This is a genomic window from Mesorhizobium sp. P3_A8 (assembly GCF_056402995.1).
This window is the reverse complement of the sequence record NZ_JBFUGI010000003.1, coordinates 42,530-64,877: the sequence shown is the minus strand read 5'-3', so window position 1 is coordinate 64,877 and position 22,348 is coordinate 42,530. Positions and strand designations below refer to the sequence as shown.

Sequence of the window (22,348 nt, the reverse complement as noted above, 5' to 3'; positions counted from 1 at the left end):
TTCAAGGCTTCCAGCGCGATGTTTCAAATGCCTGCGAAAAGACTAACGCGGCGTTCACGATCCTTACCTAGTCATTAGGGTCTGCTTAGGCAATTTTTAAAGCTGTGGCGGTAACGTGGCGGGGATTGGGTCTTTGAGTTTTTTGTAGAGAGTACGATGACCGATCTGGTTAGACCTAGAGTCAAGTATGTTATTGGGCCTGACGGCAGCCCTCTTACGATTGCCGATCTGCCGCCGACGAACACGCGTCGCTGGGTTATCCGGCGCAAGGCGGAAGTCGTCGCGGCGGTGCGCGGCGGGCTTTTGAGCCTCGACGAGGCATGCCAGCGCTACAAGCTGACCACCGAGGAATTCCTGTCCTGGCAGGCGTCGATCGACGAATATGGCCTTGCCGGGCTGCGCACCACGCGCATCCAGCAATACCGGCACTAGGCTTTTGCTTTGACGCAATTCCCAAGGGAAATCGCCACACTTTTCCTGGAATTGCTTTAGGGCGGACCTGAATATGATCAAAGGGCGCGGCACTCCGCGCCCTTTGCGTTTTTCGAAGTTCGTTTTAGTCCTTTTCGCGCTCAGACCGTCAGCGCCACTTTGCCGATCGGCTTGGTGGCGAGAAAGGCGTGGGCGGCACCGGCCTCTTCGAGCGGGAAGCTCTTTGCCACGTGGACGGTGAGCTTGTTCGCGTCGATCAATCGGCCAAGTTCCAAAAGGCCTTCGCGGTCAGGCACGACGGACATGCGCTCGACCCGGATGTCGCGTGCGCTGGCCAGCGCCCTGGTGGTGTCGCTCAGGTTCAGCAAGGACACCAGCACGCCGCCATTCCTGAGGACCTTCAGCGAGCGTTCGGCGTGCTCGCCGCCCATTGGCTCCAGCACCAGATCGATGTCGCTGATGCGGCTGGTAAAATCGCCTTGGGTGTAGTCGATGACCTCGTCGGCGCCGAGCTTGCGGACGAAATCGATCTTGTTGGGGCTGGCGGTGGCGATGACATAGGCGCCGCGCGCCTTGGCGATCTGCACGGCCAGATGGCCGACGCCGCCGGCCGCGGCATGGATCAGCACGCGCTGGCCCGATTTCAGTCCGCCATGGCGGACAAGGCCCTGCCAGGCGGTCAGGCCGGCCAGCGGCAATGCGCCTGCCTGGATGTGGTCCGCCGCCTTCGGCTTCAGGGCGATCTCATCGGCGGGCGTGGCGACCAGTTCGGCGTAAGCGGCCGCCTGCTTGGGGAAGCGCGGCATGCCGAACACCTCGTCGCCGACCTTGAAGTCGGTGACACCGGCGCCGAGCGCCTCGACGGTTCCCGAAATATCCCAGCCGAGGATGAAAGGCGGCTCTCCGAGCAACTTGTAATTACCGGCGCGGACGGAGCCATCGACCGGATTGATGCCGGCTGCCTTGACGCGGACGAGCACTTCGCCCGGCTGTGCCGTCGGGTCGGGCTGGTCGGCAATGACAAGGACGTCGGGTCCGCCGACGGAATTCTGGATAACGGCACGCATGGGATGTCTCCTGCTTGGTTGGTGCCGCTATCATTTGGATAGTAATATTCTCTTGTCCAGTATGTACCTTCTTGATATATAGGTACCTCATGGATAGTGAAGACAACTTCGGCTATGATGCGTACCGGCGGACTTGTGCGTCGCACACCGTGCTGGAGATGCTGGCCAGCAAATGGGTCTACCTAGTGGTCTGCGCGCTGCGCAAAGGCCGGCTGCGCAATGGCGAGCTTGCCCGCAAGCTCGAAGGCATCACGCCCAAGATGCTGACGCAGACATTGCGGGTGCTGGAGCGTGACGGCCTGGTGCGGCGCGAGATATTTCCGGTCATTCCGCCGCGCGTCGAATATGAATTGACCGAGCTCGGCCAGAACCTCGCGGGACTGCTCACCCAGATCAGGGTATGGGCGGAACAGCACGCGCCTGACATCAAGGATGCCCGTGCCAGGGCGATTGCCGCAAATGAAGGGGATTGGGCCGCTTAGATCGGTGATCTCCGCGGCAATTCGGCGGGTGCGGTGCGGAAGCTATCGCCCGACGAGGTGTGCGCTCGCGGACATGCTGACGATCCGGATCTCGGCAGGTTTAGCCGATCATGGCGCTGCGGCCGCCGGTTTCGGCCTCGCGAATCTTGGTGTCGCGCGATTCCAGCATTTCAGCCTTCGAAAGCTCCGCTTCAGCTTCGCCGAGTAATGATTCGGCAGCGCTTCGCTGTTGGGCGAGGTCGCCTTGCGAATTTCTGAGGTTGTCGCGGCGCAAGCGTGCCGCCTTGGCGAAGGTCGGATAGGCAAAATGATTGATGTCGGTGATGCCGGCTTTCTTTTCCTCGGCGGTGATCTGAAGCTCCAGTTCGACGGCCATGCGTTCGAACTCGGCGATCATCATGTCGAGCTGAAGCAGCTGCCGCCGCTTCTCATTCACCTGAAACTGTTTCAGCCGAACGAGGTTTTCACGTGACTTCATGATTCGGTACTCCCGGAAACGCACACCCGCACATATCGTCCAAACCACCTGGAAAGGCCCAGGCGCTGCCCGTGTCCACCGGCTTTCCCCGAACTATGGGAAACAAAACCCTAAAGTTTTTCGCCGTTGGTAACCATTCGTTTACGGGCATTGTTAATCATACGGGTCAGGACTTAAGGCCGGGTAAAAATTCCGGTCGCCGATTCGGAAGCGCGTCGATGAGTCCCTGGAGTCGCTTAGTCCAGGTTGTTAATGTGTTGCATTAGGAATTTGGGTCTGTGATTCGTTATTAGATTCAAGAGGGTGTAGAAAGGGGTTAAAAAATCTGGTACCGTCGTGGACGGGAAATTAGGTTTTGTTAACCATTCAATGGCAGCCTCTGCACAAGGCAACCACTGCTCCGGATCCGGACGGGTCGTAAGATGGTCCGGCAGCAGAAAAGGGGAATTAAATGCGTGTTCTGCTGATAGAAGATGACAGTGCAACCGCACAAAGCATCGAACTGATGCTGAAATCGGAAAGTTTCAACGTCTATACGACGGACCTCGGCGAAGAGGGTGTCGATCTGGGCAAACTCTACGACTACGACATCATCCTTCTCGATCTCAACCTCCCCGACATGTCCGGCTACGAGGTCTTGAGAACGCTTCGCCTCTCCAAGGTAAAGACGCCCATTCTCATCCTCTCCGGCATGGCCGGCATCGAGGACAAGGTACGCGGCCTCGGCTTCGGCGCCGATGACTACATGACCAAGCCGTTCCACAAGGACGAGTTGGTAGCGCGCATCCATGCCATCGTGCGGCGCTCCAAGGGCCACGCCCAGTCGGTCATCACCACCGGTGACCTGGTGGTCAACCTCGACGCCAAGACTGTTGAAGTCGGCGGCCAGCGCGTGCATCTCACCGGCAAGGAATACCAGATGCTGGAGCTGCTCTCGCTGCGCAAGGGCACCACGCTCACCAAGGAAATGTTCCTCAACCACCTCTATGGCGGCATGGACGAGCCGGAACTGAAGATCATCGACGTCTTCATCTGCAAGCTGCGCAAGAAGCTCGACGCCGCGTCCGGTGGCCAGAACTACATCGAGACGGTCTGGGGCCGCGGCTATGTGCTGCGCGAACCCGAGGACATCCGCGTCAGCGCCTGAACGGCCAGCGCCTTCAGAATCTCAAAGTTGAAAAAAACCCGGCTCAGGCCGGGTTTTTTGCATGATGGGGGCGATAATTGCGGAAACCGTTCCCGACTTTCCTGGAATTGTTCCAGGCGCGGAATCAGGCGGCGATCTTCAAGTTGCGAAAACGCTCGAGCAGCTGCGGGCGATTGAAGGGCTTCAAGAGATAGCCCTGGGCGCCGGCGCGCTTGGCCCGCATGATCGAGGCGATATCGAGCTCGACCAGCGAGATCAGGATCTGCGGTTTGATCGGGCTTTCCATGGCGCGCACGCGGCGGATGAGGTCAACCGCCTGCACATCCGGCAAGGCGCCGTCGACGACGATGATGTCGGGCATGTCGGCGGCGCACATCTCCAGTGCATCAAGCCCGCTGGCTGCCTCGATCACCACCATGTCGGAACCGCCCAGGATGCGTTTTGCAACCTTCCTGATGACGCTTGAGTCGTCGACGAACATGCAGCGTTTCATTCCGGGTCCTCTTTGCCCTTGGGCAATCCGGTCGTGCGGGCATCTGGTGACCACCCTAGACCGATCTGGTAAAGAACCCGAAAAGCCTTTAGGTAAAATTTTTGCAAAGATGCCGTCTGAAGGACTTTTCTTTGCAGATGCTTCCATGCGGCCGATCGGGAAAGGCTCAACGCTTACGATCGAGCCATCACGGCAATATTAGACATTTGAAATACTTTATTTTGCCTTGCAAATCGGCCGGATGCTCAGGCCGCCGAAAGCACGATTTCTTCCGCCGTCGCATGGATCGATATCGTCATGCCGGCCTCGCGGGCCAGAAGCAGCGTGTAGTAAGGCTGCACCGAATGCGCATCGATCGGCTCTTCCGGCTTGTGGCCGGAATGCAGTTCGAGGAATTTCGGCGGCACGCGCAGCATCGGGCCGCTTGCCGAAAGCGAAATGCGCGGCTCGGTGTCGAGATTCTCGAGGGTGACGACCAGCTTGCCGCCGCGCGGAATGGCGGCATTGGCGACCAGGATCAGGTTGAGCAGCAGCTTGACCTTGTTCTTGGGCAGCAGCGCGCGCGCGCCGTTCCAGATCAGTTCCGGTTTTTCGTTCTTGAGGAAGGCGATTGCCACCGCTTCGGCATCGCCGGTGTCGATCAACATGCCGGCGGAACCCGCCGCGCCGAAGGCGATGCGGGCGAACTGCAGCCTGGCCGAGGCGTTCTTGGCGCTCTGGCGGATGAGCCGCATGGCGTCTTCGTCGGCGCCGCCCTCGTCAAGCAGTTCAAGCCCGTTGTTGATCGCGCCGACCGGCGAGATGATGTCGTGGCAGACGCGGCTGCACAGAAGCGCCGCCAGGTCGACCGCGGAGAGGGTGAACAGATCGGCCATCGGCGAAAATCCCTGCAAAATTCCACAATTCGTGGCCGAGCGATTGATCGTCGCGCCTGCCCAACACGAATCACGCTTCAACCCGAGGCTTTCTGAATACACAGCACTCGTACGTACAGCAACAAACGCGAAATTGTCGTCACGGCAAATGGCGTGTTCGCGTAGCCTGCCGGCCCCGCGCGCCCCCAAAAGCCAGCCTTCGAACCGCCATCTTCCTGTGGGAGTTAATGGTTGAAAAAGGATTACGGCATAGTTTGCCCCTAACAGTCATCCTTAACGGCCGCCTAAAGAGCCGGACCGGATGCGAGGCGTCGGCGAAAGTGCTCCATGACGGAGATTGGAAGCATGTTTTCCCGATACTACGACCGGAGTTTCCTCCGCGTCATCTCAGGCCGGAACTTTCTCCGTGTCTGCTCAATGGCGATCACGCTCATGGGCGTTCTCGTCTTCTCGACCTCAGCCCTGCGGGCCCAGGAATACACCGCTCAGGAGATTGTCGATTCCGGCCACAAGTTCTTCGGCGCGACATCGGGTGGGCTCGCCACCGTCGTCGAGAAGATCTTCTCCTCCTACGGCTTGCCCAATGGCTATCTGCTCGGTGAGGAGGGGTCGGGCGCGCTGATCGGCGGCCTGACCTATGGCGAAGGCACGCTCTACACCAAGAATGCCGGTGACCACAAAGTGTTCTGGCAAGGTCCGTCGCTGGGCTGGGATTTCGGCGGCGAAGGGTCCCGGGTGATGATGCTGGTCTACAATCTCGACGATGTCGGCAACCTCTATAACCGCTATGGCGGCGTGGCCGGGTCGGCCTATGTGGTGGCGGGTGTCGGTTTCAATGTGCTGAAGAACAACAATGTGCTTCTGGTGCCGATCCGCACCGGTGTCGGCGCCCGGCTCGGCGTCAATCTCGGCTATTTGAAGCTGACCGAGCGGGCGACGTGGAATCCGTTCTAAAGTCCCGCTGGTTTTGACCGCAATGCCGACTTTTCGATGGGATTTGTAGGCCTGTGACCCCCAATGCGCCGCGGCAAGCTCTTGCCGCAGCGCCGGATTTCCGCCATGCCAGTATGATGCGGTTCAATCCAAGTGGTTGCCGCCGATAGCGGGTTGTCCTTTGGTTCAGTCGGTCCTGTTCTTTGCTCTCGGCTTTCTGTGCGCCGGCTTTCTGGCGCTGATGGTGGCTCCGGCCGTCTGGCGGCGTGCCGTCGCCTTGACCCGCAGGCGCATCGAGGCCTCTATTCCGCTGACGCAGTCCGAGATCCAGGCCGACAAGGACCGCATCCGGGCCGAGTACGCCATGGCGACGCGCCGCCTCGAAATGAACGTCAAGGCGTTGCGCGAGAAGGCGGCCGAACAACTCGTCGAGATCAATCGCGGCCGCGAGGCGTTGAAAGGGCTGGCGGTCGAGCGCACGGACAAGAACCACGCGCTCGCCGAACTCGGCGCCAAGAGCGAGGCGCTGCGGCAGCGCGAAGAGGAACTGCATCAGCTTTCGGAGCGGCTCAAGGAAACCGAGCGCAAGCTGGAGAAGCGGGCGCTCGAGCTCGAAAAGCTGGAGCACATGTACGACGATGCCAGTTTTTCCTCCTCCAGCCGGCAGATCGAGCTCGTGGCGCGCGAATCCGAATTGCAGAAGCTTGCCAGCGACATCTCGCTGCTGCGCGGCCAGCGCAAGGAAGCGGATCGGCGCCAGCAGGAGATCGCGGCCGAAAGCAAGGCCGCGCGCGATGCCCTGAAGGCGGAGAAGAAAAGGGCGTCCGAACTCGACAAGAAGGTCGAACGGCTGCTGGCAACGCTCGCCGATCGCGAAGACAAGCTCGACCGCCGCGAAAACGAGCTGGCGCGGCTGCGCGAAAAGGCTAAGGCCGAGGACGGCGGGCCGGCCTTGCGGCTGGTCGGCAAGCCGGATGAAGCGGGCAGACATGACGAGGCCACGCGGCGCGATGATCTGGATCAGGCGATCGCCAAGCTCGACAGCGATCGCGAGCGGCTGGAGGCGAGGCTGACGGCGCTGGCGCGCGAGAACAAGCGGCTCAAGGCGGATCTCGGCGTCATGGCATCGTCGGGTTCGGCGAATGGCACCGCCGCGCTGCGCGAGCAGATGAATGAGTTGGCGGCTGAAGTCGTCCACCTGACGGCCAAGCTCGAGGGACCTGATTCACCGATCGCCAAGGCGCTGGCGGCCCCGGCGGACAGCGGATCCGACGGCGGCGACCGCAGCCTTGCCGACCGCGTGCGGGCCTTGCAGAAGGCGGCCGCGAACTGAGGCGGCGGTGCGGGCTATCCCCTTGCGCGGGGTACCTACAGCATCAGCGCGAAAATCGGTGCAGGGCAATAGCTGACGCTGCGGCGACGTTCAGGCTGTCGAAGCCTTTCGACATGGTGATCCGCACGGTTTGCAGACGCGCAAGCAGGCTTTCGGGAAGGCCTTCGCCCTCAGTGCCAAGATAGAGCGCCAGGCGCCCGGCCAGCTTTGCATCGCGAATGTCTATTCGTCCGCGCGGCGACAGGGCGAATTGTTCAAACCCCTGTTCGGCGAGCATCGCCGTAAAGCCGGAGATGTCGGTGAAGGAGGCGAAGGGTACTTTCAGCGCCGCGCCGACCGAAACGCGGATCGCCTTGCGGTACAGCGGATCGCAGCACGTGGCGTCCATCAGCACGGCATCGGCGCCGAAGGCGGCGGCATTGCGAAAGATCGAGCCCATATTGTCGTGGTTGGCGATGCCGACGAGCACCACCACCAGGGCCTGAGCGGACAAGGCATCCAGCAATGGCCCGGCCGCCAGCGGCGCCTCCTTACGGCCGATGGCCAGGATGCCGCGATGCATGTGGAAGCCGGCAATCGCATCCATCACCGTGCTGGTGACGACGTAGACCGGCAGGTCCGCGGGCGCCTTGTGAAGGATATCGTTCAGGCCGCTGAGCCGGTTTTCCAGGACCAGAACGGAGTCCGCGCCAAAGCGGCCGGACGACAGGAGCAGATCGAGCACCACCTTGCCTTCGGCGACGAAACGGCCTTGCCGGCCGGCGAGATCACGTTCGCGGATATCGAGATAGGCTGCGACGCGCGGATCCCGCGGGTCGTCGATGCGAATTGGGTCCATGTCCTCCGCTCAAAAATCGAGAGCGCGGTTCGTGCGTCGAGAAAGACACACAAGCCACGCTCCGGAAATCGTTAGCGAGGTAAACGGCCGCAGGAGCGCCCGGTCAAGTCCCGGCGCGGCGCAATCTGTGCGCCATCTGGGACAGGTCCTCCTTGCCGCTGCCGAAAATACCATCCAGCACGACAAGCAGCTCGCGCACGGCATCGGATTTGCAGGAGTAGTAGATCATCTGACGGTCGCGGCGGGTGTCCACGAGGTCAAGCGCCCGCAGCTTGGCAAGATGCTGGGAGAGGGCGGATTGGCTGAGCATCACCTTTTCGGCGATAGCGCCGACCGACATTTCACCGTCGATCAGATAGCTCATGATCAACAGCCGTTTTTCGTTGCCCATCAGCATCAGAAATTCGGCAGCCGATTCGGCGTTTGCTATTAGCTTTGTCGAGACCATGAATGCCCCATGCTGTTTGTTCATCGAGGCGCCATGGGGGCAATGGGGCCTGAATCCAAAAAATCACTTGCGAACGGCCCCTGACGAGTCAGCGCCATCTCTGAAAGGTAGAACATTTCTTTCAAATCTCAAGTGTTGCTTTTGATCAAATGCAATTAAGTTTGGCTATTTTCCTGCCCGGCAGCCCTGCCGCTCCTGGCCATCTCGACCAGAGCGGGTCTCAACTCCCGCGCCGATACCAGGGGTTGTGGGAAGAATACTCGGCAAACATTGTCTCTCGACACCAGATCCATGCCATCGGCGTCCAAACCGGCGATGCTCCAGCCGTCGCCAGATGCCCCGGCAAAATGATGCGCATAAACGGCGATCGCGTCGAGATGGTCCGCGTTCATGTGCTCGACGGCGGATTGTTCGCTCGCCGCAAGTTCTTCGACGATGGGACCGACGGCGACAAGATCGGAGCGATCGAGCAGATAGGCCTTGCCGAAGCCGCCATTGAGGCTGGCGCGTTGCGGCTCGAGGCGAAAGATCGAGAAGTCGCCGAGCCCGGCATAGAGGCTGGCCTTGGGATTGCGGTTGAGATAGCGGCGCTCGGCGCGAGCATGCGCCTCCGAGCCACGTTCGAGCCGCGATGCCTGGCAGATCAGCGTCAGGCGCGGATGCGCCAACGGGTCGCCCTTGCCGGGCTCGCCGAGCAGCAGGGAACAGCGTGGCTCGGCAAGCATGGCAGGCGTGTGCGCCGACAGCATCGAGACCAGGATCAGCGGCGCGCCGTCGATGTCTGTGGCGACGCCGACCCGGCTTGCCAGCGGCGACCCGGTCTGCGGCTCCAGCACCGCCAGGGCGCCGAAGCGGGCGCTGCGCAGAAGCGTCTTCGCCAACCGGATCGCCTCGGCGTCGGTTTCGCGGATCACGTCCTTCTTTCGATCGTCCAAGGGTCTTGCTCTGCCAAGTTGATTACTTCGGCGCCATGCGGATGGCGCCATCGAGGCGGATGGTCTCGCCGTTGAGCATCTGGTTTTCGACGATGTGCAGGGCAAGTGCGGCATATTCGGATGGTTCGCCGAGGCGCGACGGGAAGGGCACGGCGGCGCCCAGTGAATCCTGCACATCCTGCGGCATGCCGGCCATCATCGGTGTCTTGAAGATGCCGGGTGCGATGGTGCAGACGCGGATGCCGGAACGGGCAAGGTCGCGCGCCACCGGCAGTGTCATGCCGACGACGCCGCCCTTGGAGGCGGAATAGGCGGCCTGGCCGATCTGGCCATCATAGGCGGCGACGGAAGCGGTGTTGACGATGACGCCACGCTCGCCGCCCTGCAGCGGCTCGAGCTTGGCCGCGCGGTCGGCGACCAGCCGGATCATGTTGAAGGTGCCGATCAGGTTGACCTCGATCACCTTGCGGTACTGGTCGAGCGGATGGGGTCCATCCTTGCCGATCGTCTTCACGCCAATGGCGATGCCGGCGCAATTGACCAGGATGCGCGGCTCGCCCAGCTTGCTCGCCGTCTCGGCGACGGCTGCGGCACCACTGTCGGCGCTGCTGACGTCGCATTGCACGGCAATGCCGCCGATCTCGGCCGCGACCTTGGCGGCGCGATCGATGCCGACATCGAAGATGGCGACGCGGGCGCCTTTGGCGGCAAGCGCACGCGCCGTCGCTTCGCCAAGACCGGAGCCGCCGCCGGTCACGATCGCGATCTGGCCGTTCGGATTCATGGCATCATTCCTTCCTGTGAAAGTAGGAAAGGATCAGTGCCAGATCGAACGGGAAGGTCAAGCCATTGCCTAGACGTGCTCTGCGATCCTGGCCTGGCTGGCATGACCGACCTCGCCCGTGAGCCTGGCGACCGCGCCCGGCGTGATCTCGTGCGACAGAAGCCGGTCGAGATCGACGGGGCGCGGCATCGAGATCTGGCCGCGCGGGATGCGCTTGAAGCCGAGCGGCCCGTAATAGGGCTCGTCGCCGACCAGTATGACGGCCGGCGCGCCGGCCTTGACGGCTGCCTCCAGTGCGATCGCCACCAGCCGGCGGCCGATGCCGAGATTCTTGAAGGCCGGCCGCACGGCGAGCGGCCCGAGCATCAGCGCGCGGCCGGCGCCGGCGGCAATGCGGGTCATGCGCACCGAGGCGACGACGAGGTCGCCGTCGACCGCGACAAAGGACAGCGCGCGCTCGTGGCCGCCGGCTTCGCGGATCTTGTAGGCGGCCAGCACGAAACGGCCGGGCCCGAAGGCTTCGTCATTGATGGCTTCGATCTGGAGGTCGTGCGCCGGGGTTTCCGGCAGGTATTTCACGTCGGCAAGGCTCATGGTCTTTGCGATCCGGTAAAGGAGGAAAGGTTTGCTGCAAACGGCAGCATTCGCCAGTCAGCGCTTCATCAAGCGCGGGCGCCCTTTCGTCGTCGGTCAAACCGGATCAAAGCAAAGTCGAACATGCGGAGTGTCCGCTAGCATCAATTTTCGACCGCTGCAATCGGCCTGATATGTCCGCCGTCTCCGTCAAGTGACGGTCTGTTCAACGCCTGACGTCTTCGACAGGGCAGCCTTGCGCCTACATTGCACGAAAGGACGCAAGGAGATTTGCATGGGATTGCTTGTCGAAGGCAGGTGGCAGGATCGCTGGTACGATACGGCGGACAATGGCGGCAGGTTCATGAGGACGCAGTCGCAATGGCGCGACTGGGTCACCGTTGACGGGGCGCCGGCCGAAGGCCGGACGCGCGGCTTCAGGGCCGAGCCCGGGCGCTATCACCTTTATGTCTCGCTCGCTTGCCCGTGGGCGCACCGGACGCTGATCTTTCGCGCGCTGAAGAAGCTCGAAGGCGTCATCTCCGTCTCGGTCGTGCATCATTTCATGGGCGCCAATGGCTGGACATTCCTGGCTGATGACGGCGCCACGGGCGATACGCTCTACGGCCTCGATTTCCTGCACCAGATCTATGCCAAGGCCGATCCCGCCTATTCCGGCCGGGTGACGGTGCCGGTGCTGTGGGACAAAAAAGAGCAGACCATCGTCTCCAATGAGTCTTCCGAAATTATCCGGATGCTCAATTCAGCCTTCGACGCATGGGGCGATGCAAGCCTCGACTTCTATCCCGAGCATTTGCGTAGCGAGATCGACCGCGTTAACGCGCTGGTCTATCCCGCGGTCAACAACGGCGTCTACCGCGCCGGCTTCGCCACCACGCAGCGCGCCTATGAAGAGGCGTTCGGCGAATTGTTCGCGGCGCTGGATACGCTGGAGGCGCGGCTGTCAAAACAGCGCTATCTCGTCGGCGACCAGATCACCGAGGCCGACTGGCGACTGTTCACCACGCTGGTGCGCTTCGATCCGGTCTATGTCGGCCATTTCAAATGCAATCTGCGCCGCATCGCCGACTATCCGAACCTGTCGAACTATCTGCGCGACCTCTACCAGGTGCCTGGTGTCGCCGGGACCGTGAACCTGCATCATATCAAGGCGCATTATTACGCCAGCCACGAAACGATCAATCCGACACGGATCGTGCCGGTGGGACCGGAACTCGACTATGGCGCGCCGCATGATCGAGGGCGGTTCGGAATCTGAAATCGCCGAGACCTTACCTGAAGGTCTCGGTGTTGATGCGCGCCTGTCTGGCAAGCTCCGCTTTCAGGAAATTCTTGCCCATGCGGCTGGAATAGCCCCAGGCGTTGATAGCGAAAACCACAAGCCCGGCAAGCAACAGGATGAAAACCCAGACGAGAGCAGGCATTGTATCGCTTCCCGGCATGGCTCCGCCCGCAACAGCAAGGCCTAAGAAAACGAATGAAAGCAGGCACGAGGCTAGAGACGAAAAAAGCGTTATCTTCCAATATTCTTCTCGATTGAAAAGCCGAAGGTTCCGCTTGATGAATTTATAAGAGGCGAAAGAGGTCGACCCGAACGTAATGGCGAAGCCGCTTGCATGGCTGAAGCTGTCCGGTAGCGACGGAAACAGCATCGCTATGCCGATAAAAACGGCGGTCAAGCCGACCATCATCAGACTATAAAAGCCGACATAGGGCCAAACGCTTACTGATTCTACTTGTTCGACATCCATGGAACCGCCCCCCGTGTATTTTCTTGATCAATACACCTCAAAAATTTTTAAACAGCTAAGGCAAGCTTACCAATAGGGCGACGCGGGTTCGTCCCCAAAAACCTCGGCGATGCGCCGCAGCGTTGCTGGCGTCGTATCCTTTGGCAAGCGATCGAGCGGGAAGAAGCCGGCCTCGGCGATCTCGTGGTCCGGCTGCTTCGGCGCCGTCTGGCTGAAGTGCTCGATGAGATAGAAGCCGACATGGTCGCGGCGGCTGGAGCGGCGGTTGAAATGCATCGACTTCAGCAGCGTCGGCGCGTTCAGCGCGATGTTGCCTTCCTCTGCCAGTTCGCGCGCCAGTGCTTCGGCCAGCGTTTCGCCGACCTCGACGCCGCCGCCTGGAAGCTGCCAGCCAGGCACATAGGTGTGGCGGATGAGGAAAACGGAATTCGTCGCGGTGTCATGGACGAGGCCGCGCACGCCGAGCGTCATTGGCCGCCGCAGCAAGAAATAGAGGTGAAACAGCCTGGCCCGAAGCCCCGCCCATCCGGTCTGGCGGAAAGCGGTTTCAGGATCGTTCGTCATCGCTAGCGAAACCGTGGGTGGAAAGCCAAGCTTTTGTAGCAAGGAGGACGCGCGTCGCCTATGAAAGAAACATGTTCAGGCTCGCGCATATTTCCGATGTCCATCTGGGGCCGCTCCCCGATGTATCCTATCGCGATCTCGCCTCCAAGCGCGTGCTCGGCTACGTCAACTGGCAGCGCAACCGCCGCCGCCACATGCATGATGCCGTCATCGACGCCATCACCGCCGACATCAAGGCGCAGAATCCCGACCACCTCGCGGTCACCGGCGACCTGGTCAATCTGGCGCTCGACGGCGAGATCGAGATGGCCAAACACTGGCTGGAGACGCTGGGATCGCCGCACGACGTTTCCGTGGTTCCGGGAAACCACGACGCCTATGTGCCCGGGGCCTTTGACAAGGTCTGCCGGTCATGGGCGGCGTGGATGAGTGGCGACGGCGTCAACACGCCGGTCGACCGCAACGCGTTCCCCTATCTGCGCGTGCGCGGCAATGTCGCGCTGATCGGCGTCTCGACGGCGCGCGCCACGGCACCTTTCATGGCCAATGGTTTCTTCATGGAAGGGCAGGCGGAGCGGCTCGGCAAGATCCTTCGCGACACCGGCGGGCAAGGCCTGTTTCGCGCGATCATGATCCATCATCCGCCGGTGCGCGGCGCGGTCTCGCAGCACAAGCGGCTGTTCGGGATTTCACGCTTTCACAAGATCATCCGCCGCCATGGCGCCGAGCTTGTCCTGCACGGCCATTCGCATCTGCCGTCGCTGTTCTTCATCGGTACCAGGGCGGTCCGGATTCCGGTGGTCGGCGTCGCCGCCGCCGGCCAGGCGCCGGGCGGCAAGCATCCGGCGGCACAGTACAATCTGTTCGACATCGACGGCGAAAAGGGCAATTGGCGCATCCGCCTGACGCGGCGCGGCCTGACCGGGCCGGCGATGCCGCCTGCCGATCTGCAGACGCTGGAGATTGGCGTGCCGGCCGCCGCCGCTACGGCCGCAGGCTGAGCCCCATCGCCACGATGCGGTCCCAGAACAGGGCGACCGACACCGCCAGGCCGACCAGCGCGCCGGCGGCGACCAGGCCAAGGCCTGACAGGAAGGCCGACCAGCCCTTGCTGCGTTGCGGCGACCGCAGCGGCGGCTCGGCTTCCGCCACCGCGGCGCGTTTCATGCCGGCGGCCTCGACCCCGCCTTCCATCATCCTCTGCCGCTCGACGACGCGCTCGGCGACATAGCGCGTCACGGAATCGGCAACCGGCTTCATGTCGGTCGATTCGGCCAGCACCACACGGCCGATGCGGGTGTCCTTGAGGAAGCGGTAGGTGCGGCGATCGCGCCCCATCGCGACATGGCTGACGGCATCGATCCACAGGCGCGGCTGCAGCCCCGAGGAAACGACGAAGTCGAAATTGTCCATGTCGGCGGGAACATCGGCAAAGACGGGTGCAAGTTCGGCGGCCAGCAGATCGAGGCGCATGCGATGCGCCTCGCGCATGTCGACGACGACATCGTCGCGATCGGCGAAGGCGTTCTTCACATCACGGATGGCATCGGACAGTTTTCTTGACGGATCGATCTTTTCGCCTGCGTCCTTCATCGGCGTCTGCCTCGCGGGTTTGGTTAACACGGGGTTAACACAGCCGCCGGCAAAATGCACTGGCGAGATAGACGTGTCCGGGACACGCGAAAAGGTTAGCCAGTCGCTGCCAAATTCGGACGATGCGGCCTGGCACGGCGGTTCATGTTGCGGCGAACGATGTCGGCAACGAGATCGGGCGCTTCCTCGGCCAGCATGTGGCCGGCCTCCAGCACATGATGCACATGAAAATGCGCCGGCAGGTCATCCGCCTGGGTGGAGGGCAGCACCACATCGTCGGCACCCCACACCACCATGACAGGCATGTTAAGCCCGTCGAGACGGTCACGTGGGACAACGCCTTGCCGATCATCAGCGGTCATGGCGGCCGCGATTTCAGCGAGTTTCTGCACCTGGCCGGGCCGCCCACGCATCTCGCAAAGCACATCGACGATACGTTCCGAGGGCTGGCTGTGGGGGCTGGACATGGCGATAAGGCAGTCGCGAATCTCGGAGGAATCCCGTGCGCTGGCGTAGCGGCGCAGCAGCGGGCCATTGATCTCGGGGCCAAGCCCTCCCGGAGCCAGAAGCGTCAGCGAGGCCACTTTGTCGGGCTCGGCCAACGCCATCAACATCGCCACGGCGCCGCCCATTGAATGGCCGACAAGATGAATGCGCTTCAGTTTTCGCGCCGACAGATCGGCGAGAACCGCCCTGGCCGCCACTTTGGCTGGACCGGCGCCCGGGAAACCGAACGACAGGCCATGGCCCGGCAGGTCATAGGCCAGCGTGCGCACGGGAGACGACAGGGACGAGATCACCTCGCGCCAGACATCATGGCAACCGCCGAAACCATGCAGCAGGACGATGGTCTTCGAACCAGATCCTTGTTCGGCGGCATAGGGCGATGAAATCATGAAGCTGAGGGCTTGTTGCGGGACTGAGAAAAGCGTGGGACCAGGCACCAAATGCGGCTGAATTGCTCTTCGTCCAGCGCCATAGCCAGTAAAATTTTCGCGATCTATTCGCGAGCGCGAGCATGCAATTCAACGGGTTCATCCGGCAAAAGCCGGCAAATCAGCCAGATTGGCGCTTTGTTCTCCGCATGCGAACACCCAGCAATTCGATTGGTCCAACCGATCCCGGTCTGTTGAACTTCAGCTGGCGTTGCCGAGCCCGGCGGCGCGCAAGGCGCCGACCAGCCGCTCGGTCAGATCGGCCGGATATTTCCGGTCGACGAAGGTCGCGCGCGGATCGGCGGCGAATTTCGGAAATTTGGCGGTGAGTTCGTCGAGCAGCTTGCGCGCCAGACCGTCCTGACCGGAAATCCTGGCGCCGATCAACCGGGCGGCAAGATAGTGCGATTTGGTTGCGGTCGTTCTCAGGGCAGAGCTGGCGATCGCGGCCTGGTTCGCGTCGCCCAGCATCAATTCGCCAGCGAAAAGCCCGAAATCCCACCATGTCGGATGGCCGCTGGAGGCATCGACCGCATGGGCCAGAAGGGGTGTTCCCTCGGCATATCGGCCGGCGAAAACCAGCCCGTAGCCATAGGCGGCCGCCATGGCGACGTCATAGGGGTTGAGCTCATAGGCCTTGCGCATCCAGCGCAGCGCTTCGTCGGCGTTGCCAAGACGCGAATTGATGTAGCCGTAGGAACGATGCGCATAGGGACTGGTCGGGCCCATCTGCACGGCGCGATGGGCGAATGTGATGGCCTTCTCGATCGTCGCATCCGGTGGATAGGCATAGTGATCGTTCACGGCCTCCAGGTGCAACGAGGCGAGTTCGGAGTAAACCAGCGACGATTTCGCGCCGTTCTCGGCCAGGGTTTCCAGGCAGCGGTAGGCGGCCTCGTGGGTTCTGGCGTTCTGGTCGAGATAGTATTTGCCGTTGAGCAGCAGGCACTGCGTCAGGCCGTTCTGAATGCCGCTCTGCTCGATATAGTTGTAGATCGTGCCGGACGCGGGCAGTGCCGAACTGAGGATGCCGGCGATACGGTCCTCGACTACCGACGGCGCGCTGTCGGCGGCGGTCAGGTTGCGTGACAAAAGAACCCGTCCGGTCGCTACGCTCTGCAGTTCGACGGTGATGTCGCTGGCGCCCGGCCCAGGCAGGACATCGAACATAAAGCTCGTTGCACTGGCGACCGGATCGGTCTTGTCGACAGTGTCGCGACCGATGAAGTCGATCGTGTCGAAGCCGCTCAGGCCGGCGCGCAGCGACGCGGCGACGCGGCTGGCGTCGGTGCCGCTGGCCTTGACGGCGATATAGACAAGCGGCAGGGCCTCACTCATGGGGGACGGCGCGATGCTGCCGGTCAGGCCGGCGGTCTCGAACGTCGCCGGCAAGTCGCCGCCGGCCAGCAACGCGCCGCTGCCCTGACGCAGGATCAGGACACCGAGCATGGCGATGACGACAGCGATCGCCATCCAGAAGAACCCGAGATGGCGCACCACCGAGCGTACGGGGGCTGCCGGTGCCAACAATGCGGCGGCTGCAAGGGTATCCGCGGCAGCGCCAGGGTGCTCGGATGGAGCCGCCGCCGCTTGCGTCGGCTCGGCGGGCTTCGTTGCGTCCGGCAAACGGATCGCGTTGAGCTCATAGGCCGGGACGTAGCCGCCGCGTGGAATGGCGATGCGGACGGGCTCGGCGACGCCTTCATTGGCGAAATACTGCTGCAGCAATTCGCGCAGCCTGCCTGCCTGCACACGCACCACGGCATCGGTCGACGGATCGAAATCGCCGTCCTTGCCGAAGACATCCATGGCGATGGAAAAGCCCTTGAGCCTGTCGCCTTCGCCGGCCTGCTCGCGTTCCACAAGATAACGGATCAGCTTGCGCGCCCGCTCGGATCGCCCGAACGTTTCGCTGGCAAGCAGTCGCTCCAGTGTCTCGCGCACTGCGGGGGCGGCAGGCGTGGCATGCTGCAAGTGTCGATCCTCTCGAAGTCGGCACAGGTTGAGGCGCGATCATATAGGGCTCGCACCACCACACAAGTGTACACCCATTATGCGATCGCGTACCTAACCGGATAATTTTCCGGTGGTTAATGGCGCGGCCGATGTCGGCTCCATGAGGAGAGCCGCCGCCAGTATCAGCCATTCGAGGCCAAGGCCTTGTTCGGGCTTGAAAAAATGATTGGCGCGAGAGCCGTTCAGATCTCGCGCCAATCATCGATAAACGCTACCGCGCCTTGCGGCCGACGATACGGTTGGCGGCCGAAGTCACCGCTTCCAGCGAGGCGGCGACGATGTTGGTGTTGATGCCGGCGCCGAACAGCTTGCCACCGGGATATTCCATTTCGACATAGGAAATCGCCGACGCATTCGAGCCGCGCTGCATCGAGTGCTCGGAATAATCGAGCACCGACATCTCGACGCCGACATGGCGCGACAGCGCATCGACGAAGCCGTCGATCGGGCCGGTGCCGGTGCCGGTAATCGTCACTTCCTTGCCGTTGTCGAGGATGACCGCCTCGACCACACGCCGGCCCTTGACCTCGGTGTCAGGATAGGTGTGGTGGTCGAGGAATTTCAGGCGCGCGCCCGGCTGGTCGACATAGGTTTCGAGGAAGCGGTCATGGATGCGCTTGACCGGCACCTCCTTGCCTTCGGCGTCGGTGATCGCCTGGATCGCCTGGCTGAACTCGATCTGCAGATTGCGCGGCAAATTGAGGCCGTAGTCGGCCTGCAGCACATAGGCGATGCCGCCCTTGCCCGACTGCGAGTTGATGCGAATGATCGCCTCGTAGCTGCGGCCGACATCGGCCGGGTCGATCGGCAGGTAAGGCACTTCCCACACCGGCGTGTTGGCCTTCTTCAAGGCCTTCATGCCCTTGTTGATGGCGTCCTGGTGCGAGCCGGAAAAGGCGGTGTAGACGAGTTCGCCGACATAGGGGTGGCGCTCGGAGATCTTCAGCTGGTTCGAATATTCGTAGACGTCCTTCATCCGGTTGATGTCGGAGCAGTCGATGCCCGGATCGACGCCTTGCGTGTACATGTTGAGCGCCAGCGTGACGATGTCGACATTGCCGGTGCGCTCGCCATTGCCGAACAGCGTGCCTTCGACGCGGTCCGCACCTGCCATCAGGCCGAGCTCGGTGGTGGCGATGCCGGTGCCGCGGTCATTGTGCGGATGCAGCGAGATGATCAGGTTTTCGCGGTTGTCGAGATTGCGGCACATCCATTCGATGCGGTCGGCATAGATGTTGGGCGTCGACATCTCGACCGTCGACGGCAGGTTGATGATCAGCTTGTTGTCTGAAGTCGGCCTGACGATCTCGGTGACGGCGTTGCAGATCTCCAGCGCGACTTCGAGCTCGGTGCCGGTGAAGCTTTCCGGCGAATATTCGAAACGATAGCCGCCGCCGGCCTTAGCCGCCATGTCGGTGATCATCTTGGCCGCGTCGGTGGCGATGCGCTTGATGCCGCCGACGTCTTTTTCGAAGACGACGCGGCGCTGCAATTCGCTGGTCGAATTGTAGAAATGCACGATCGGGTTGGTGGCGCCCTTCAGCGCCTCGAAGGTGCGGGTGATCAGTTCGGGCCGGCACTGCACCAGCACCTGCAGTGACACATCGGCGGGCACATTGCCTTCCTCGATGCACCAGCGGGCGAAGTCGAAATCGGTCTGCGAGGCCGAGGGGAAACCGATCTCGATCTCCTTGAAGCCCATGTCGAGCAGCAGGCCGAACATGCGTGCCTTGCGCTCATGGCCCATCGGATCGATCAGCGCCTGGTTGCCGTCGCGCAGGTCGACCGAGCACCAGATCGGCGCCTTGTCGATCACCTTCGAGGGCCAGGTCCGGTCGGTGAGACCAACGGTCGGATAGGGCTGATATTTGCGGGCCGCGTCGGGCATGCCGCGGGTTGGCTGAACATCCTTGCCGGCACCCGCGGCATCAGGGCGGATTTGTTCTCGTGCGTTCATCGTCTTGTTCTCCCGGCGGCCCTCGGATCCGTCCTGGACGGATTGCTGGCGAGTGGCGCCTTTACCAGATTTTCGTTCGCTTGATGTGACTGCCAATTTCGAGACTGGCCAAGGAGCATGCGCTTGCGCGGCGGTTCGACCGCCGGGCGCTCCTTCAGCGAACCCGGCGATCGCCGATAAGGCCGAGAAGAAGCAGGGTCGAGGCAAGCGCGCGCACGGTCTCGCCGGCAAAGCCGGTCTGACGGGAAGCGGTGATGGCGCGCGTGTTCATGGCGGTTCTCATACAGGAGCGCCCCCGCAGAGGCAAGCGGGGTGCTGAATCTGTTGAACATTGTCCCTGATGCGGACGCTCTTCCCCACGCGCCGCAAATGCGCCAGACTTGACCGGAGGCGGGGCTGCGGTGCCTTGTTACCGAGAGGGGATTGTCCATGAATTTCGTGTTCTTCTCGCCGCATTTTCCGGCCAATGGCGCCGATTTCTGCGACCGGCTGAAGAAAGCCGGCGCCACTGTGCTCGGCATTGGCGATGCGCCCTATCAGGCGCTGGACGGCAGGCTGAAGGCAGCGCTTTCGGAATATTACCGTATCGCCGACATGGAGGACTACGATGCGGTGTTCCGGGCGATTGGCCATTTCATCCACAAATGGGGCCGCATCGACCGCTTCGAATCGCTCAATGAGCATTGGCTGGAACTGGAAGCCAACATCCGCACCGACTTCAATATCTACGGTACCAAGCTCGATTTCGTGAAGAATCTGAAGCGCAAGAGCCGCATGCGCGCCTTCTTCCGCAAGAGCGGCGTCGAGACCATCGCGCAGCGCAAATGCTCCGACCGTGCCGGCGCCATGACCTTCATCCGCCGCGTCGGCTATCCCGTCGTGGTGAAGCCGGATTCGGGCTCTGGCGCTTCCAACACCTTCAAGATCTCCAACACAGCAGAACTCGACCAGTTCTTCCGGGACAAGCCCGAGGACGTCACCTTCGTCATGGAGCAGTTCATCGAGGGGCTGGTAGTGACCTATGACGGGCTGGTCAACCGCGACGGCGAGGTGGTGCTGGCGGCGAGCCACCGCTACGACCAGAGCGTCATGGAGGTGGTCAACAAGGACCGCCATATGAGTTACACCTGCTTTCCCCGGATCCGGCCTGTTGTCGAGGAGGCCGGCCGCAAGATCCTCAAGGCGTTCGACGTGCGCGAGCGCTTCTTCCATATCGAACTGTTCGAGACCAGGGACGACCGGATCATCGCGCTGGAGGTCAACATGCGGCCGCCCGGCGCCTGGATGACCGACGCCATCAACTACACGTTCGATATCGATGTGTACGCAGCCTGGGCCGACATGGTGGTCAAGGACGCCGCCGGCGGCCCCTATGAGGGCAAGTATTTCACCGCCTATGCCAGCCGCAAGCGGCACCTCCACTATTTGCACAGCCACGAGGACGTGCTAGCCGCGCACCGCGACAAGATCGTCCACCATCAGCCGATAGAAGAGGTTTTCAGCCGCGCCATGGGAAATTACGCCTACCAGATGCGCTCGAAGGATCAGGCTGATCTGCGCGAAGCGGTCGCCTATGTCCACGCGGAAAAGGCCTGAGGCCATGGACATCTCCTATCACAAGCATTTCTCGGACAAGCTCGGCCGCGACATGGAATACAAGCGCTATGGCCATGCCGGCCGGCCGGTGGTGGTGTTCCCGACCTCGCAGGGACGGTTCTATCAGTTCGAGGATTCCGGCGGCGTGGGCGCGCTTGGCGAATTCATCGACACCGGCCGCATCCAGCTGTTCACGGTCGACGGCGTCGATTCGGAATCCTTCTTCGACAAGCATGCCGACCCCGCACACCGCATCGCGCGGCACGAGGCCTATTTCCGCTATGTGCGCGAGGAGGCGCTGCCGGAAATCCTGTCCACCGCATCGGCCGCCAATGGCGGGCGCCAGCTGAAGCCGCTGTTTTCAGGCTGCTCGATGGGCGGCTACCATTCCTCGAATTTCGTCTTCCGTTTTCCCGAACTCGCCTGCGGCGTCATCTCGCTGTCGGGGGTCTATTCGGCCCGCGATTTCTTCGGCAAGGCGCTCGACGGCGACATCTTCTACAACTCGCCGCTCGATTATCTGCCCGGCATTGTCGACGCAAAACTGCTGGCGCGGCTGAAGGCGCTGAGGCTGATCTTCTGCTGCGGGCAGGGCGCCTGGGAAGAGCGCATGCTGGTCGAGACGCGTCGGCTGGAACAAATCCTGCGCGACAAATCCATTCCGGCCTGGGTCGATTATTGGGGCGGCGACGTCAGCCATGACTGGCCATGGTGGCACAAGCAGCTGGTCTATTTCTTCGGCCGCTGGCTGGATGATGATCTGATGCACCGGCTGGATTGATGACCACACCCGACCCCATCCGCCGCTTCGTCGAGGCCACCAATGAAGGAGACACTGAAGCCTTTCTTGGCACCTTTGCCGACGATGCGTTCTTGAGGGACTGGGGACGATCGTTCCAGGGCCGCGAGCAGATCGCCCGCTGGAACCAGTCGGACAATATCGGCGTGAAATCGCATCTCAGCATCGTCAGCATCACGCCGGCTGAAGGTACGTATCGCGTCCGCATCGCCGTCGAAGGCAAGGGCTTCAACGGCGAGGGTGACATGACCTTCACGCTGGATGGCGACCGCATAGCGAGCCTTGTCATCAGCTGACA

General features: G+C 62.0%; 25 protein-coding genes. 10 read left to right on the top strand and 15 right to left on the bottom strand.

Annotated features, from left to right (window positions below):
• Positions 1-156 precede the first annotated feature (156 nt).
• Positions 157-432, top strand: a complete 276-nt coding sequence (sciP, locus tag AC1DX4_RS08270; protein WP_013529904.1) for a CtrA inhibitor SciP — start codon at positions 157-159, stop codon at positions 430-432.
• Positions 433-572: 140 nt separating this feature from the next.
• Here the strand turns inward: sciP and AC1DX4_RS08265 are convergent, their stop codons facing one another.
• Positions 573-1,499, bottom strand: a complete 927-nt coding sequence (locus tag AC1DX4_RS08265; protein WP_477219860.1) for an NADP-dependent oxidoreductase — start codon at positions 1,497-1,499, stop codon at positions 573-575.
• Between the two features lie 89 nt (positions 1,500-1,588).
• Between AC1DX4_RS08265 and AC1DX4_RS08260 the strand changes: the two genes are divergently transcribed.
• On the top strand, positions 1,589-1,981 hold the full coding sequence (locus AC1DX4_RS08260; protein WP_477219859.1) for a winged helix-turn-helix transcriptional regulator: 393 nt from the start codon (positions 1,589-1,591) through the stop codon (positions 1,979-1,981).
• 100 nt (positions 1,982-2,081) lie between these two features.
• Here AC1DX4_RS08260 and AC1DX4_RS08255 read toward each other — a convergent pair whose 3' ends face one another.
• On the bottom strand, positions 2,082-2,459 hold the full coding sequence (locus AC1DX4_RS08255) for a flagellar export protein FliJ (protein WP_140705050.1): 378 nt from the start codon (positions 2,457-2,459) through the stop codon (positions 2,082-2,084).
• A gap of 451 nt (positions 2,460-2,910) precedes the next feature.
• Between AC1DX4_RS08255 and ctrA the strand changes: the two genes are divergently transcribed.
• Positions 2,911-3,606: a response regulator transcription factor CtrA gene (ctrA, locus tag AC1DX4_RS08250; protein ID WP_006203583.1), complete on the top strand. Its 696-nt coding sequence runs from the start codon at positions 2,911-2,913 to the stop codon at positions 3,604-3,606.
• 124 nt (positions 3,607-3,730) lie between these two features.
• Here ctrA and AC1DX4_RS08245 read toward each other — a convergent pair whose 3' ends face one another.
• Together AC1DX4_RS08245 and chpT are read right to left on the bottom strand one after the other, a co-directional pair.
• Positions 3,731-4,099, bottom strand: coding sequence for a response regulator (locus AC1DX4_RS08245; RefSeq protein ID WP_454579931.1), 369 nt, complete (start codon positions 4,097-4,099; stop codon positions 3,731-3,733).
• Between the two features lie 245 nt (positions 4,100-4,344).
• Positions 4,345-4,974, bottom strand: a complete 630-nt coding sequence (gene chpT, locus AC1DX4_RS08240) for a histidine phosphotransferase ChpT (RefSeq protein WP_477219858.1) — start codon at positions 4,972-4,974, stop codon at positions 4,345-4,347.
• 417 nt (positions 4,975-5,391) lie between these two features.
• Here chpT and AC1DX4_RS08235 point away from each other — a divergent pair, with 417 nt between their 5' ends.
• Together AC1DX4_RS08235 and AC1DX4_RS08230 are read left to right on the top strand one after the other, a co-directional pair.
• Positions 5,392-5,928: a DUF1134 domain-containing protein gene (locus AC1DX4_RS08235; protein ID WP_477219857.1), complete on the top strand. Its 537-nt coding sequence runs from the start codon at positions 5,392-5,394 to the stop codon at positions 5,926-5,928.
• Between the two features lie 160 nt (positions 5,929-6,088).
• Positions 6,089-7,240, top strand: a complete 1,152-nt coding sequence (locus AC1DX4_RS08230) for a coiled-coil domain-containing protein (protein WP_477219856.1) — start codon at positions 6,089-6,091, stop codon at positions 7,238-7,240.
• A 43-nt stretch (positions 7,241-7,283) separates the two neighbouring features.
• Here AC1DX4_RS08230 and AC1DX4_RS08225 read toward each other — a convergent pair whose 3' ends face one another.
• The 5 genes from AC1DX4_RS08225 to AC1DX4_RS08205 all read right to left on the bottom strand — a co-directional run bounded on the left by AC1DX4_RS08225 (position 7,284) and on the right by AC1DX4_RS08205 (position 10,839).
• Positions 7,284-8,078 (bottom strand): TrmH family RNA methyltransferase, encoded by a 795-nt coding sequence (locus AC1DX4_RS08225; RefSeq protein WP_477219855.1) that lies wholly within the window; start codon positions 8,076-8,078, stop codon positions 7,284-7,286.
• A gap of 103 nt (positions 8,079-8,181) precedes the next feature.
• Positions 8,182-8,526: an ArsR/SmtB family transcription factor gene (locus AC1DX4_RS08220; protein WP_477220281.1), complete on the bottom strand. Its 345-nt coding sequence runs from the start codon at positions 8,524-8,526 to the stop codon at positions 8,182-8,184.
• Between the two features lie 155 nt (positions 8,527-8,681).
• Entirely contained in the window at positions 8,682-9,461 is a 780-nt protein-coding gene (locus tag AC1DX4_RS08215) for a HugZ family pyridoxamine 5'-phosphate oxidase (RefSeq protein ID WP_477219854.1), read from the bottom strand.
• A 22-nt stretch (positions 9,462-9,483) separates the two neighbouring features.
• Positions 9,484-10,245, bottom strand: a complete 762-nt coding sequence (locus AC1DX4_RS08210; RefSeq protein WP_477219853.1) for a 3-hydroxyacyl-CoA dehydrogenase — start codon at positions 10,243-10,245, stop codon at positions 9,484-9,486.
• Between the two features lie 69 nt (positions 10,246-10,314).
• Positions 10,315-10,839 carry a GNAT family N-acetyltransferase gene (locus AC1DX4_RS08205; protein WP_477219852.1) on the bottom strand — a complete coding sequence of 175 codons (525 nt, stop codon included), beginning with the start codon at positions 10,837-10,839 and terminating at the stop codon, positions 10,315-10,317.
• A 274-nt stretch (positions 10,840-11,113) separates the two neighbouring features.
• On the opposite strand from AC1DX4_RS08205, the gene AC1DX4_RS08200 reads away from it, so the two are divergent.
• Entirely contained in the window at positions 11,114-12,097 is a 984-nt protein-coding gene (locus AC1DX4_RS08200; RefSeq protein ID WP_477219851.1) for a glutathione S-transferase family protein, read from the top strand.
• Positions 12,098-12,110: 13 nt separating this feature from the next.
• On the opposite strand, the gene AC1DX4_RS08195 is transcribed toward AC1DX4_RS08200, so the two are convergent.
• A complete protein-coding gene (locus AC1DX4_RS08195) occupies positions 12,111-12,590 on the bottom strand; it encodes an ABZJ_00895 family protein (RefSeq protein WP_477219850.1) in 480 nt (159 codons plus the stop codon).
• Between the two features lie 66 nt (positions 12,591-12,656).
• Positions 12,657-13,154 (bottom strand): NUDIX domain-containing protein, encoded by a 498-nt coding sequence (locus AC1DX4_RS08190; RefSeq protein WP_477219849.1) that lies wholly within the window; start codon positions 13,152-13,154, stop codon positions 12,657-12,659.
• A gap of 71 nt (positions 13,155-13,225) precedes the next feature.
• On the opposite strand from AC1DX4_RS08190, the gene AC1DX4_RS08185 reads away from it, so the two are divergent.
• Complete coding sequence (locus tag AC1DX4_RS08185) at positions 13,226-14,155, top strand: metallophosphoesterase family protein (RefSeq protein WP_477219848.1); 930 nt, start codon at positions 13,226-13,228, stop codon at positions 14,153-14,155.
• Here the strand turns inward: AC1DX4_RS08185 and AC1DX4_RS08180 are convergent.
• The 4 genes from AC1DX4_RS08180 to leuA all read right to left on the bottom strand — a co-directional run bounded on the left by AC1DX4_RS08180 (position 14,139) and on the right by leuA (position 19,655).
• Positions 14,139-14,747, bottom strand: coding sequence for a hypothetical protein (locus tag AC1DX4_RS08180; RefSeq protein ID WP_477219847.1), 609 nt, complete (start codon positions 14,745-14,747; stop codon positions 14,139-14,141). The two genes, AC1DX4_RS08185 and AC1DX4_RS08180, sit on opposite strands and share 17 nt — an antisense overlap.
• Before the next feature lie 95 nt (positions 14,748-14,842).
• Positions 14,843-15,643 carry an alpha/beta fold hydrolase gene (locus AC1DX4_RS08175; RefSeq protein WP_477219846.1) on the bottom strand — a complete coding sequence of 267 codons (801 nt, stop codon included), beginning with the start codon at positions 15,641-15,643 and terminating at the stop codon, positions 14,843-14,845.
• A gap of 240 nt (positions 15,644-15,883) precedes the next feature.
• Complete coding sequence (locus tag AC1DX4_RS08170; protein WP_477219845.1) at positions 15,884-17,656, bottom strand: tetratricopeptide repeat protein; 1,773 nt, start codon at positions 17,654-17,656, stop codon at positions 15,884-15,886.
• Positions 17,657-17,909: 253 nt separating this feature from the next.
• On the bottom strand, positions 17,910-19,655 hold the full coding sequence (leuA, locus tag AC1DX4_RS08165) for a 2-isopropylmalate synthase (protein ID WP_477219844.1): 1,746 nt from the start codon (positions 19,653-19,655) through the stop codon (positions 17,910-17,912).
• Between the two features lie 429 nt (positions 19,656-20,084).
• Between leuA and AC1DX4_RS08160 the strand changes: the two genes are divergently transcribed.
• From AC1DX4_RS08160 to AC1DX4_RS08150, 3 genes are read left to right on the top strand one after another with little or no spacing between them, the layout of a single operon-like run.
• Positions 20,085-21,251, top strand: a complete 1,167-nt coding sequence (locus tag AC1DX4_RS08160) for an ATP-grasp domain-containing protein (protein ID WP_477219843.1) — start codon at positions 20,085-20,087, stop codon at positions 21,249-21,251.
• Between the two features lie 4 nt (positions 21,252-21,255).
• The gene (locus AC1DX4_RS08155) at positions 21,256-22,032 is read left to right on the top strand and encodes an esterase family protein (RefSeq protein WP_477219842.1); all 777 of its coding nucleotides are present in this window, start codon (positions 21,256-21,258) and stop codon (positions 22,030-22,032) included.
• Positions 22,032-22,346, top strand: coding sequence for a nuclear transport factor 2 family protein (locus tag AC1DX4_RS08150; protein WP_477219841.1), 315 nt, complete (start codon positions 22,032-22,034; stop codon positions 22,344-22,346). The genes AC1DX4_RS08155 and AC1DX4_RS08150 overlap by 1 nt, the downstream gene beginning before the upstream one ends.
• The last annotated feature ends 2 nt before the right edge of the window (positions 22,347-22,348 follow it).